The following is a 12,393-nucleotide window of genomic DNA, read 5'->3' as shown; positions in this document are numbered from 1 at the left end:
CAACATCATGAGAGCTGTTGATGAACGAAAAAGAACTGATCGCTATTGTTACTCGTGCCATTGATTCAGGTGACCTACCTGATTTCAGCCCCTCGATGACAGGCGCCCTGCTTTTCGAGACCCTGATTGAAGAGTGGGACGTATTGAGCGAGGAAGGTCGAGGCAATTTGATGCTGGTATTGAGCATACTGGCCAAAGAGCTTTCGAGCGAAGCCAAGGCAGAGCGGGAGACACAGAAGATTCTGGATAGGCTGCGCAAGGGCTGAGTATAACCCTTGAGATGGGGGTGGTAACGTTGTGCAAGCGGCATAAATAAGGCATGGATAGGATTGAAAATCATTTTAACTGTCCTCTTCCAATCGTCTTTTCAATTCCTGTCAAAGCCTCCTCTCCTGTTTCTCCTGCCAGCTCCTGATACCACGCCTGTCATACCTATGGCTGGTCTTAACGCAGGTGACGATAGAGTTGGCGCGCTCAATGTAGGCTTTGTCGTACGCTTCCAGTGTTGTTTATATATCGTTGTGCTGTGTCAGTAGCTGAGTCTGGATCCTGGCGTCTTTCATGGCTTGGCAGCCGCCGTAGCAGAGATCAAGAAACGGCGTGGGCTGAGTCTTCCAATAGGGCTAGGCGGCCATTGACAAATGAACGCAGCCTTTGCAGTTCATGGCGAAGGCTAACGGTAGGCCGAAGTGGTTATGCCACTTGGGCCTACCGCTGTTCTGCCTTATGATCGGGCGGAGCTTAATGACTAGCGGACGGTTTGCGACGAAACAGCTTGCTGGCGATGCCGACCACTATCATGACCACTGCACCGGCCAGGATGCCGAATACAATATTGAACAGCGTAGGCGTTAGTACGCCTAGAACAGGGCCTATTGCCGGTACGCCTGCAGCCACGTGTTCCAGGGTTTCAATCAGATGATGAAGAGCCGGGATGCCATGGGTCAGAATGCCACCGCCTACCATGAACATGGCAATCGTTCCGACAACGGATAGCCCCTTCATTAGCATCGGAGCCGCATTCACAAGGCCTCGCCCGATTGCCTGTACAGCCGAGCCGCCGCGCTTGGATAGATACAGCCCAAGATCATCCAGCTTTACGATACCGGCGACCAATCCATAGACGCCAATAGTCATGGCTATGGCAATCAGTGACATGACCACGACTTGTTGCATGAGTGACGCTTCAGCCACGATACCCAGGGTGATGGCAATGATTTCCGCGCTCAGAATGAAGTCTGTTCGAACCGCTCCGCGGATCTTTTCCTTTTCATAGGCCACAAGGTCAATGTTTGGATCAGCGACAGCTTTTACGTGCTCTGAAGAATCGTGACCATGAGAAGGTAAAAACTTATGCGCAAGCTTTTCTGTACCCTCGAAGCAGAGGTACGCACCACCTAGCATCAGGAGCGGTGTTACCAGCCACGGTGCAAAGGCGCTGATCAGCAGCGCAGCGGGGACCAGAATGGCCTTGTTGATCAGTGAGCCTTTTCCTACGGCCCAGACCACAGGCAGCTCTCGCTCTGCCTTGATTCCAGTTACTTGTTGCGCATTGAGTGCAAGGTCATCACCCAATACGCCGGCTGTCTTTTTTGCAGCCACCTTGGACATGACGGAGACATCGTCCAGTACCGTGGCGATGTCATCGAAAAGTGCAAAAAAACTACCTGCTGCCACAATGGTTTCCTTTCAAGTTAGATGTCCTTCCAGCGCGCGACCGGGCGAGGTTCGACTCTGGAGCCTGCTTGATAGCGAAGCGGCACCAGTATAAGGGAGCCGGGCGGTGAAGCTGATCAAGAAACTGAAGTAGGGGAGGCGAGGCTGATTGGGAGAGGTGCGGCCATTCCTGCGTGCGACCTGCTCCCAGCGGGCTGAATAACATCTCGCTGATTAGGAGCTGTTATTCGAGGCGTCCTTCCATATCACCTAACCAGTCGAATACGCCTCTGTCGGTAGGTGCTTTCAGGAATTTCATCAATGCCTTAGCCATCGTTTACCTCTCTTCTTCTCTTGTCTCAATAGACCTGAGTCCCGGAGTGAGTCGAGGTTTCAACAGATGGATGTATAGCATTGTTAAGATGCAACAGAATGTTTCGCCTCTGTTTGCAAAGAGGTAAACCAAGCGTTCTGGCGCAAGGGTTTTTCAAGCGTAAAAGAAAAAGGCCCGCATTTCTGCGAGCCTTTGAATTTGATGGTGCCGGCACCAAGAATCGAACTCGGGACCTACTGATTACAAGTCAGTTGCTCTACCAGCTGAGCTATACCGGCATCAATGGGCGCATTATAACGATTCTAAATCAGTTGTAAACCGGTGAATTTGCTCTATTTTCTTTTTTTTCACTTCGAGCCGGTGTTTGGCGTACCGGAGCGCCGTTTGCCATGTAATAGGAGGCGGTGCTACGGGCCAGAGGCTGACGGCCGCGGATGTGGTCGGCAATCTTTTCGCCAATCATGATGGTGGTGGCGTTGAGGTTGCCAGTAATGATCAGCGGCATAATCGATGCATCCACCACACGCAGGCCTTCAAGGCCATGGACGCGGCCTTGCCCGTCGACAACAGCCATGTCGTCGGTACCCATCTTGTTGGTACAGGAGGGGTGGTAGGCCGTTTCGGCATGCTGGCGCACGAACTCATCCAACTGGGCATCCGTTACGCAATCCGCGCCTGGATTCAGCTCGCGACCGCGATAGGGGTCGAGCGCTGGCTGGTGCATGATCTCGCGGGTGAGACGAATGCTGTCACGGAATTCCTGCCAGTCCTGCTCGGTGCTCATGTAGTTGAAAAGGATGCTGGGATGCTGGCGCGGATCGCGTGATTTCAGGTGAACGCGACCCCGGCTCGGCGAGCGCATGGAGCCCACATGAGCCTGGAAGCCGTGGGCTTCGATGGCATTGCTGCCGTTGTAATTGATAGCGATCGGCAGGAAGTGGTACTGGATGTTCGGCCACTCGAATTCATCGCTGGAGCGGATAAAGCCACCTGCCTCGAAGTGGTTGCTGGCGCCAATGCCGGTGCCCTTGAGCATCCACTCCAGACCGATCTGGGGCTGGTTGTACCACTTCAGCGCCGGATACAGAGAGACCGGCTGCTTACACTCGTACTGCAGGTACATCTCCAGGTGGTCCTGCAGGTTTTGGCCAACCCCGGGCAGATCGTGCACGACGGGGATATCGAACTGACGCAGCAGGTCACTTGCACCTACGCCGGAGCGCTGAAGAATCTGTGGCGAAGCGATGGCGCCTGCACACAGGAGCACTTCACGACTGGCATGCACGGTGGTGATATCGCTGCTGTTGCCTTCCAGGAAAGCAACACCGATGGCGCGCTTGCCACTGAACAGGATGCGGTCCGTGGTGGCATGGGTGATGATGGTCAGGTTGGGGCGACCCTTTGCCTGATCCAGATAGCCACGGGCGGTACTGGCACGTCGGCCATTGGGCGTCACGGTACGGTCCATCGGGCCGAAGCCTTCCTGCTGATAACCATTGAGGTCTTCCGTGCGGGGGTAACCCGCCTGTACACCTGCCTCGATCATGGCTTCAAACAGCGGGTTCACGCCGGGCTTGGAGGTGGTCACGGATACCGGACCGTCACCGCCGTGATAATCGTTCGGGCCGACGTCACGTGTCTCGGCTTTGCGGAAGTAGGGCAGGCAGTCGAGGTATGTCCAGTCCTCCAAACCGTCAAGCTTGGCCCAGCCATCGAAGTCCATAGCGTTACCGCGGATGTAGCACATGCCGTTGATCAGCGAAGAGCCACCCAGGCCCTTGCCGCGGCCGCATTCCATCCGGCGGTTGTTCATGTGTGGTTCGGGGTCAGTCTGGTAAGCCCAGTTGTACTGGGTGCCCTGAAGCGGGTAGGCCAGGGCGGCGGGCATTTGGGTGCGAAAATCGAGGCGATAGTCGGGGCCACCGGCTTCCAGCAGCAGGACGGTGACGTCTTTGTCTTCAGTGAGACGGGTCGCCAGAACGTTACCGGCAGAACCGGCACCGATGATGATGTAATCGAATTCTTTAGCCATGGTGGCACTCCTCCGTAAAGGGCGTCGAGATTGGCTGCGTGACGCAGCGGCTCGCGCGAAAGCGGTGGGTCATGCGCGTCGGCTGACCCACCCTACGGGTAACGGTGATGCGATTCAGAAGATCGAGGCGTAGTCGCCCAGCTCAACTTGTACGGACTTGATGCGGGTGTAGTTGCCGAGGGTGACCAGGCCATTTTCGCGGCCTACGCCGGAGTGCTTGTAACCGCCGACAGGCATCTCGGCCGGAGATTCGCCCCAAGTATTGATCCAGCAGATACCGGCTTCCAGACGATGGATCACACGGTGAGCACGGGCGAGGTCCTTGGTCACAAGACCCGCCGCCAGACCGTATTCGGTGTCGTTGGCGCGGCGGATTACTTCCTCCTCGGTGTCGTACGCCAGAATGCTCATGACCGGACCAAAGATCTCTTCGCGGGCAATGGTCATGTCATCACGGCAGTCTGTGAAGACAGTTGGCGCGACGTAACAGCCGTTGGCGAACTCGCCGGTGGTAACACGCTCACCACCACACAGCAAACGCGCACCTTCGCTGCGGCCATGCTCGATATAACGCAGAACGTTTTCCATATGAGCGGTGCTGACCAGCGGGCCGAAGTTGGTGTTTGGGTCCTGCGGGTCACCCAGACGAACGCGTTGTACACGCTCCAGGATCTTGGTTTCGAAACGTTCTTTGAGCGCGCTGGGCACAAAGACGCGGGTGCCGTTGGTGCATACCTGACCGGTACTGAAAAAGTTGGCCATCATGGCAATATCGGCCGCACGGTCGAGGTCGGCGTCATCGAAAATGATCAGTGGCGACTTGCCGCCTAGCTCCATGGTGACTTCCTTGAGCGTCGAGCCGGCAGCGCTGGCCATAACCTTCTTGCCTGTGGGCACGCCGCCGGTAAAGGAAATCTTCTCGATGCCCGGGTGCTCGGTCAGGGCTACGCCTACTTCGGCGCCAGCACCGTTGAGCACATTGAACACGCCATTGGGCACACCTGCCTCGGTATAAATCTCGGCCAGCTTAAGCGCCGTCAGGGGAGTGACTTCGCTGGGCTTGAAGATCATGGCATTACCGGCGGCCAGGGCTGGGGCGGATTTCCACAGGGCAATCTGGATTGGATAGTTCCAGGCGCCAATGCCTGCGACCACGCCCAGCGGCTCGCGGCGGGTATAGACAAACGAGGTATCGCGCAGCGGGATCTGTTCGCCTTCCAGTGCGGGGATCAGACCCGCGTAATATTCAAGCACGTCGGCACCGGTCACGATGTCCACGGCCTGGGTTTCGGTCAGCGGCTTGCCGGTATCCAGGGTCTCCAGGGCGGCGAGCTCATCGTTACGCTCACGGAGGATATCCACGGCCTTGCGCAGAATGCGGGATCGCTGCATGGCCGTCATGGCGGCCCAGACCTTTTGGCCCTCGGCAGCACTGGCCACGGCGCGATCAACGTCCTCCCGGCTGGCCTGCTGTACGTTGGCGATGACCTCGCCATTGGCCGGATTGATTGCCTGGAAGGTTTTGCCGCTGGTGGCATCGACGTAACCGCCGCCGATATAGAGCTTTTGAGTGTCGAGCTGGGTCATGATGATTCTCTCCCTTTTCAGTCGGCCGCACGGGCGAGCTGCTGGTCTAGATAATCGAAGGCAATGCGCAGCGCTTCGTCGATGTCGAATTCACCACCCGCCAGGGCACCGCGCAGCCACAGACCGTCGATGATTGCGGCCAGACCGCGTGCGGCACGGCGGGCTTCCTGTGCAGGCAGCGCCTTGTGGAATTCACAGCACAGGTTCGAATACAGCCGTGCATCGTTGATGCGTTGCAGGCGGTGCAGGGCCGGCTGATGCATGCTGCTGGCCCAGAAGGCCAGCCAGGTCTTCATGGCCGGACCGTTAACCTGACTGTCGTCGAAGTTGCCTTCGATAATGGCGCGCAGGTGGGCGCGCGGGCTGTTATCAGTCAGCGTGGCGCGACGCTCGCGAACCGCAGTGCGCAACGCTGACATCAAGTGGCGCATGGTCGCTTCGAGCAGGCCATTTTTGTCCTGGAAGTAGTGACTGATGATCCCGTTGGATACACCGGCCTTCTTGGCAATGAGGGCGATGCTCGCCTCGCTCATCCCGACTTCGTCAACCGCTTCCAACGTGGCAGCAATCAGCTGGGAACGACGGATAGGTTGCATGCCGACTTTTGGCATTGCGGTTATCTCCTCGCATTCACGCATCACCTGAGTTGCCTTCAGTCTACTGTTTTTTAATTGAACGATCAATCAATAAAAAGCCCGGGACGTGTGAGTGCTAGCCCTAAGCCTGTGTTTACTAGGCTCGGGACGGCTAAGCCGATCTATGTCAGAGGCATTAAGGCCGCCCGGGTGGGGCGGCCTGTCACGGGTCAGCCGGCCTGGGAAAAGGCGGTCGGGAGAGGAGTCACCTCGGACTCCTCATGGCTTTTCTCCAGGTTTTTACCCAACAGCGCATGATAGAGCTCGGTGTCTCCCAGAATGCCTACCACGCAGCCGTTTTGCTGAAGGATGAGCTTGTTGCCGGTGTGATAGCGGATCTCGAGTGCATCGCGCATCCGAATGCTGGCGTCGACCAGGGTAGGCTGACGCTTGAGCGCTTCGACCGGCTCGCCAGGCGCCCAGCGCTGTACGCTGACACTGTCGCCGCTGCGCCGCAGTGATTTGACGTTGCGTGCATCGCTCAGGCTGGCCCAGTAGTCACGGGTGCTGTCCAGGCAGAGTTCATTGCCTTCGCGGCGGCACTGTTCGATCGGCTTCATGAGGCTATAACCGCATAGCACGTTGAGCGGGTTGGTATGGGCTACGAAGGTTCGTACGTAGTCGTCTGCCGGATTGAGCACGATATCTTCGGGCTTGCCATGCTGGATGATGCGTCCGTCTTTCATGATCGCGATATTGGTGCCGAGCTTGAGCGCTTCATCCAGGTCGTGGCTGACGAATACGATGGTCTTGTTGACCTTGCTCTGTAGGGCGAGCAGCTCGTCCTGCAGTTGTTGGCGGATCAGCGGATCGAGCGCGGAGAAAGGTTCGTCCATCAAGAGAATGTCGGCGTCCATGGCGAGGGCACGGGCCAAACCGACGCGCTGCTGCATGCCGCCTGAAAGGGCGGAGGGCTTGCTGTTGCGCCACTGGGTAAGACCTACCAGCTCCAGCTTTTCATCGATGATTTTCTTGCGCTCGGCCGTGGAGCGGCCCTGCATTTCCAGGCCGAACCCAACATTCTCCGCAACAGTCAGCCAGGGCATAAGGGCAAATTTCTGGAACACCATGGCGATGCGGGAGGTGCGCATTTCCTTCAGGGTTGAGGGCGAGCAATTGGCGATGTCCACTTCGCTGCCATTGTGCTCGATGAGCAGGCGACCGCGGCTGACTGTGTTAAGGCCGTTGATGCAGCGCAGCAGGCTGGACTTGCCTGAGCCGGACAGCCCCATGAGGACACAGATTTCACCTTTCTGGATTTCCAGGCAGGCATTTTCTACGCCCAGTACCTGGCCGGTCTGCTCGAAGATTTCGGATCGGCCAAGGCCTTTGTCCAGCAGCTCGACGGCCTGTTTGGTCTGTTTGCCGAAGATGACGTCGACATTCTCGAAACGGATTGCGCTCATCAGTGTTCTCCTCTGGCATTGGGCTGCTTGCAGACACGGTCGAGCAGAATGGCCAGCAGTACGATGGCCAGGCCCGCTTCGAAGCCTAGGGCGATATCTGCCGTATTCAGAGCGTTCACCACAGGCTTGCCGAGGCCGTCGGCACCTACGAGTGCGGCAATTACTACCATCGAGAGCGACAGCATGATGCATTGCGTGATACCCGCGGCAATGCTGGGCATGGCATGGGGCAGCTCAATCCGTGTCAGGAGTTGCCAGCGGGAACAGCCAAAGGCTTTACCGGCATCCATGAGTTCTTCCGGAACGTCCTGAATGCCCAGGCACGTCAGGCGGATCGGGGCGGCGATCGCAAAGATTACGGTAGAGATCAGGCCGGGTACGACGCCCAGGCCGAACAGGGTCAGCGTGGGGATCAGGTACACGAACGTCGGCACGGTCTGCATCAAGTCCAGCAACGGACGCAATGTGGCGAAGAACCAGGGTTTATGGGCCGCTACGATACCCAGCGGCACGCCAATGGCGATACAGACAAGGGTGGCAAAGATGACTTGAGACAGGGTTTCAATGGTCTCCTGCCAGTATCCCAGGTTAATGATCAAAAGTAGCGAGGCGGCGGCAAACAGCGTGAGGGCAAGGCTGCGTTGAATGAGGTAGACCAACACCACAAGGATCGCGGTCAGGGCCAGGGGGTTGAACCAGAGCAGGGCTCCCGTGGTGCTTGAGATGACGGTAGAAAGGGCATCGGAAATCAGGTCAAAGAATCCCGAGAAGTTCATGATCAGCCAGTCGACAAAATCGGAAATGGCTTGCCCCAGCGGGAGCTTATGGTCGGTAAGGAACATAGATAAAATCCCTGGAGTTGAGTATCAACAATCCAGCGACCTGGATAGCCCGCCTTTAGCGGCCGGGCTGTCCAGGTCGTTGGGGTGGTTACTGCGTGAGCTTGGCCATGACTTCGGAGGCGGGCTTGCCGTCTCGAGTCGTCACCCCGGCCAGCCAGGTGTCCACTACCTGGGCATTTGCCTTCAGCCACGCTTTTGCGGCGGCCTCCGGCGTCTTACCTCCATTGAGTACGTCATCCATGAGCTGGTTCTCCATACCTAGCGAGAAGTTCAGATTGGTCAGCAGCTTGCCGACATTCGGGCATTCCTGGACGTAGCCTTTGCGCACATTGGTGTAAATCGTGGCGCCGCCCAGGTTGGGGCCGAAGTAGTCGTCACCGCCTCCCAGATACTTCATCTTGAATCGGGTATTCATGGGGTGCGGTTCCCAGCCCAGGAAGACGACCCACTGCTTACGACGCTCGGCGCGCTGAACCTGGGAGAGCATGCCCGCTTCGCTGGACTCGACCATCTTGAACTTGCCCAGGTCGAACGCATTTTTGTCGATCATGCTCTGAATCAGGCGATTGCCGTCATTACCCGGCTCGATGCCATAGATCTTGCCGCCGAATTTGTCGGCATTCTTGACGATATCGGCAAAGGTCTTCACACCGGCGTCGTACACGTATTCCGGGACTGCCAGGGTGTATTTGGCCCCTTCGAGGTTGGCGCGCAGGGTTTCGACACTGCCGTTGTCGCTGTAGGGCTTGATATCGGCCGCCATGCTCGGCATCCAGTTACCCAGAAAGACATCGATATCCTTGTTTTGCATCGACTTGTAAGTCACAGGAACGGAGATCATGTTGGTCTTGGTCTTGTAGCCCAGCGACTGCAGGATTTCGGACGTTACGGCGGTAGTGACGGTAATGTCGGTCCAGCCGACATCGGCAAAGCGAACGGTGGCGCAGGACTCGGGCTCGGCCGCCTGGGCCATAAGCGGGGCGCCTAAGCTCAGGGCCAGTAGTAACGCATTGCAACCTTTCATGGTGAATGTCTCCTTCCTGATGCTGCCGCGCATGCATAAGGCGCAGGGCAGCAAATCGTGGCAGACGGGCGTGGTTCGGCAAGGGTCAGGCCGATGTACTCCGCTGCGTGATGGGTTATCTGTAACCGATCGTTCATCAACCGCCTACCAGTCACGTCGCATCCAGTGCAGGCGGCGTCGTAACCAGAGGTCGAGGCGTCGTAGCCAGCACAGTTGTGCCGTATGGCAGGCCCTGACCGCGGCAATTTCATGATCGGAGTGTTCGTTAAAACAACGGGTGAAACAGGGCGGCCGGAAAGGGCCGTGCCTGAGGCGGCGGAAAGCGGTCCAGAGGTAAGGACTTTCGCCTTCTGGGTGACCTCACGAATGAGAGAGAATCCATTCATTAAGGGAGAGGATCTACCGGTAAGAGGCAGGGCACCTGAGCGGCCTGCCTGATAAACCCAGGTTTCACGCATCAAAGCGCGAGCGCTTCCCTGTAACCAAGGGAGCATGCCTGGACATTTCCGGTTTCTAACGGGAAAGCGACGGCGACCTCTGCCCTGGAATTGGCGCAAAGGTAAAGCGAGAAGGTGCCCGGTTCGGTGCCGAGTAGTTTTATCGTTCTAATAGCCATGGCAGCCAAGCTGTCTGGTTCATCCAGTTTCATCGAGCCGGCAAGCCGTGCTCGAAACAGAGATAGCGTCTTGCGAGATGGCCGGTCGCCATGCTCAGTCATTCAGGTTACCCAACATCCAGGCAGCCGACAATGTTGCAACCTGTTGCTGCGCCTGTTATGTCCCAAACGCTGTTTTTGCCTCTACGTGTACAGGCTAAAGACATGCAGACCATGGCCTATAGGGGCTGTAGGCGATAGGACAGTTAATAGTCCTTTTTATTGATTACCGGGGCGGCCTAAAAGGAATAGATATGCTTTTTGAGGGGGATTTCACGTTAAGTAATGAGCGTCACCGCAATGCGATCCGTGGGTAATTAGTGAGCCTGAACTGAATTTGCACACGCCGGGAAAGCTTTGCCACCTTTTGGCGCATCTTTGTGCAGGGGACTGCTTGGCAGAAAGCGAAAATTCGATCTGCCCTTTGTTACTGTAGAAATCTTTTTCCACACAAGCCAGCTCTGCGAGTTGCTACGGATTTGCACACGGACACAGCCTGCCATGACCCATCGGTCACTGATGGCCTTTGGCACTACCAGCCTCGGAACCGCTTTGCCAAGCATTTTCTTTCTTTTTAATTGAATGGCTGTTCAAGGTAGGCATGACATTTGCGAAGCCTCTATCCAAGGTCATACGGCCTGGCGATGTTACATCCCGTGACAACGGGTGATTCCGTCAGCAGCTGGACACGACTCACGACGATAAAAAGAGCCTCGATGAGGCCATACCGGGCTTAGCGTGAAGAGGGCGTTCCAATGTCATTGAATCAAAGTCAGCCACAACACCGTGTTCCGCAATCCATCGGGTTCCTGCTGCTGGACAACTTCACCCTGATCTCACTGGCGTCGGCGATAGAGCCACTGCGGATGGCCAATCAGCTGTCGGGTCGTGAGCTGTTCCGCTGGTCTACGCTCAGCCTGGATGGCCGTCCGGTCCAGGCCAGTGACGGCCTGCAAATTACTCCGGACAGTGCTGTCGCGGCTGCACCGGCCATGGACATGGTCATCGTGTGTGGCGGTGTGGGCATTCAGCGAAGCGTCATGCGGGAACATGTGAGCTGGCTGCAGGCGCAGGCACGGCAGGGCCGCAAGCTGGGCGCTGTCTGCACGGGCAGTTGGGCGCTGGCCAAGGCCGGGCTGCTCGATGGTTACGAGTGCAGCGTGCATTGGGAGATGCTGGCCTCCATGCAGGAAGCCTTCCCGCGTGTATCACTGACGACGCGGCTATTTTCCATCGACCGTAACCGCTTCACCTCCTCGGGAGGTACTGCTCCCATGGACATGATGCTGCACCTGATCGGCCGTGAGCACGGTCGCGAGTTGTGCGCTGCGATTTCTGAAATGTTCATTTATGAACGTATCCGCAACGAGCAGGATCATCAGCGTGTGCCGCTCAAACATATGCTGGGCACCAATCAACCCAAGCTGCAGGAAATCGTCGCGCTGATGGAGGCCAACCTGGAGGAGCCCATTGACCTCGACGAGCTGGCCGTCTACGTGAATGTGTCGCGTCGCCAGCTGGAGCGCTTATTCCAGAAATACCTGCACTGTTCGCCGTCGCGCTATTACCTGAAGCTGCGCCTGATTCGAGCCAGACAACTGCTCAAACAGACCACCATGTCTATCATCGAAGTGGCATCGGTATGCGGATTCGTTTCCACGCCGCACTTCTCGAAGTGTTACCGGGAGTATTTTGGGATTCCCCCGCGTGATGAGCGGCAGGGCGTATCGATGGGGCAGCCTGTGATGCTGGTGCCGGTTCCGCAGGAGTTGGCCTTACTCCCGACATCCTCGGCCCTGGCCGCGCTCAGTCAGGCGCAAGGAGAGTCGACGTTTGCCAGTGTAAGGCTTGGCTGATAGACGTGCTGCCCTGGCCTAGCGATGCTGGGCCAGGGCAGGTAGCAGCTGACGAGCAATAGCTTCGCGAACGGACGGTAATAGTGTCGCATGACCTGACAGGAGTTCTTCGACCAGACGCCGCAGGGCTGTGACTCGTTCAGGGTTCAGCCCGCATAGCGCCTGCTGGCAGGCTTGCTCGGGAGTAGTACCCGACGGTACGGCGATACCCAGTGCAATCAGGCGGTCCCTGAAGTCGTCCTGGTCAATTAGGTCTGCATGCATCATGACGAATCCTCCGTTAAATCCCGTACCGATTCTTGGCAGCGGTCAACGGCAAGGCAAGTGCACAAGACGATATTGGATACGCGCAGGTCGCTTTCCAGC

The 12,393-nt window shown here is 57.2% G+C and carries 11 protein-coding genes and 1 tRNA gene; 3 read left to right on the top strand and 9 right to left on the bottom strand.

Annotated features, from left to right (window positions below; genetic code table 11):
• Positions 1-20 precede the first annotated feature (20 nt).
• Positions 21-266 (top strand): hypothetical protein, encoded by a 246-nt coding sequence (locus HMPREF1487_RS08470; protein ID WP_010796219.1) that lies wholly within the window; start codon positions 21-23, stop codon positions 264-266.
• Between the two features lie 475 nt (positions 267-741).
• Here HMPREF1487_RS08470 and HMPREF1487_RS08465 read toward each other — a convergent pair whose 3' ends face one another.
• The 3 genes from HMPREF1487_RS08465 to betA form a co-directional block, all read right to left on the bottom strand.
• Entirely contained in the window at positions 742-1,677 is a 936-nt protein-coding gene (locus tag HMPREF1487_RS08465) for a DUF808 domain-containing protein (protein ID WP_010796218.1), read from the bottom strand.
• 515 nt (positions 1,678-2,192) lie between these two features.
• Positions 2,193-2,268: transfer RNA gene (locus HMPREF1487_RS08460), tRNA-Thr, on the bottom strand.
• Positions 2,269-2,297: 29 nt separating this feature from the next.
• On the bottom strand, positions 2,298-4,022 hold the full coding sequence (betA, locus tag HMPREF1487_RS08455) for a choline dehydrogenase (protein ID WP_010796216.1): 1,725 nt from the start codon (positions 4,020-4,022) through the stop codon (positions 2,298-2,300).
• Here betA and HMPREF1487_RS27915 point away from each other — a divergent pair.
• A complete protein-coding gene (locus tag HMPREF1487_RS27915) occupies positions 4,021-4,155 on the top strand; it encodes a hypothetical protein (RefSeq protein ID WP_256205514.1) in 135 nt (44 codons plus the stop codon). The two genes, betA and HMPREF1487_RS27915, sit on opposite strands and share 2 nt — an antisense overlap.
• On the opposite strand, the gene betB is transcribed toward HMPREF1487_RS27915, so the two are convergent.
• The 5 genes from betB to HMPREF1487_RS08430 form a co-directional block, all read right to left on the bottom strand.
• Entirely contained in the window at positions 4,137-5,609 is a 1,473-nt protein-coding gene (betB, locus tag HMPREF1487_RS08450) for a betaine-aldehyde dehydrogenase (protein ID WP_010796215.1), read from the bottom strand. The genes HMPREF1487_RS27915 and betB overlap by 19 nt on opposite strands.
• A 17-nt stretch (positions 5,610-5,626) precedes the next feature.
• A complete protein-coding gene (gene betI / locus HMPREF1487_RS08445; protein ID WP_010796214.1) occupies positions 5,627-6,220 on the bottom strand; it encodes a transcriptional regulator BetI in 594 nt (197 codons plus the stop codon).
• Positions 6,221-6,414: 194 nt separating this feature from the next.
• Positions 6,415-7,650: a choline ABC transporter ATP-binding protein gene (gene choV / locus HMPREF1487_RS08440; protein WP_010796213.1), complete on the bottom strand. Its 1,236-nt coding sequence runs from the start codon at positions 7,648-7,650 to the stop codon at positions 6,415-6,417.
• Positions 7,650-8,492 carry a choline ABC transporter permease subunit gene (gene choW / locus HMPREF1487_RS08435; RefSeq protein ID WP_010796212.1) on the bottom strand — a complete coding sequence of 281 codons (843 nt, stop codon included), beginning with the start codon at positions 8,490-8,492 and terminating at the stop codon, positions 7,650-7,652. The genes choV and choW overlap by 1 nt, the downstream gene beginning before the upstream one ends.
• An 88-nt stretch (positions 8,493-8,580) precedes the next feature.
• Entirely contained in the window at positions 8,581-9,516 is a 936-nt protein-coding gene (locus HMPREF1487_RS08430) for a choline ABC transporter substrate-binding protein (RefSeq protein WP_010796211.1), read from the bottom strand.
• A gap of 1,410 nt (positions 9,517-10,926) precedes the next feature.
• Between HMPREF1487_RS08430 and HMPREF1487_RS08420 the strand changes: the two genes are divergently transcribed.
• Positions 10,927-12,027: a choline metabolism transcriptional regulator GbdR gene (locus HMPREF1487_RS08420; protein WP_010796210.1), complete on the top strand. Its 1,101-nt coding sequence runs from the start codon at positions 10,927-10,929 to the stop codon at positions 12,025-12,027.
• 18 nt (positions 12,028-12,045) lie between these two features.
• On the opposite strand, the gene HMPREF1487_RS08415 is transcribed toward HMPREF1487_RS08420, so the two are convergent.
• Entirely contained in the window at positions 12,046-12,294 is a 249-nt protein-coding gene (locus HMPREF1487_RS08415; protein ID WP_010796209.1) for a hypothetical protein, read from the bottom strand.
• Between the last annotated feature and the right edge of the window lie 99 nt (positions 12,295-12,393).

The organism is Pseudomonas sp. HPB0071, assembly GCF_000478505.2.
Lineage (GTDB): Bacteria > Pseudomonadota > Gammaproteobacteria > Pseudomonadales > Pseudomonadaceae > Chryseomonas > Chryseomonas luteola.
Note: the sequence above shows the minus strand (reverse complement) of the source record. Positions and strands in the feature narration are given on the sequence as shown.

Excerpts from the sequence above, each read along its gene's own strand:
- HMPREF1487_RS08470 (WP_010796219.1), top strand. The coding sequence starts at position 21 with ATGAACGAAAAAGAACTGATCGCTATTGTTACTCGTGCCATTGATTCA.
- HMPREF1487_RS27915 (WP_256205514.1), top strand. The coding sequence starts at position 4,021 with ATGGTGGCACTCCTCCGTAAAGGGCGTCGAGATTGGCTGCGTGACGCA.
- betA (WP_010796216.1), bottom strand. The coding sequence starts at position 4,022 with ATGGCTAAAGAATTCGATTACATCATCATCGGTGCCGGTTCTGCCGGT.
- betB (WP_010796215.1), bottom strand. The coding sequence starts at position 5,609 with ATGACCCAGCTCGACACTCAAAAGCTCTATATCGGCGGCGGTTACGTC.
- betI (WP_010796214.1), bottom strand. The coding sequence starts at position 6,220 with ATGCCAAAAGTCGGCATGCAACCTATCCGTCGTTCCCAGCTGATTGCT.
- choV (WP_010796213.1), bottom strand. The coding sequence starts at position 7,650 with ATGAGCGCAATCCGTTTCGAGAATGTCGACGTCATCTTCGGCAAACAG.
- choW (WP_010796212.1), bottom strand. The coding sequence starts at position 8,492 with ATGTTCCTTACCGACCATAAGCTCCCGCTGGGGCAAGCCATTTCCGAT.
- HMPREF1487_RS08430 (WP_010796211.1), bottom strand. The coding sequence starts at position 9,516 with ATGAAAGGTTGCAATGCGTTACTACTGGCCCTGAGCTTAGGCGCCCCG.
- HMPREF1487_RS08420 (WP_010796210.1), top strand. The coding sequence starts at position 10,927 with ATGTCATTGAATCAAAGTCAGCCACAACACCGTGTTCCGCAATCCATC.
- HMPREF1487_RS08415 (WP_010796209.1), bottom strand. The coding sequence starts at position 12,294 with ATGATGCATGCAGACCTAATTGACCAGGACGACTTCAGGGACCGCCTG.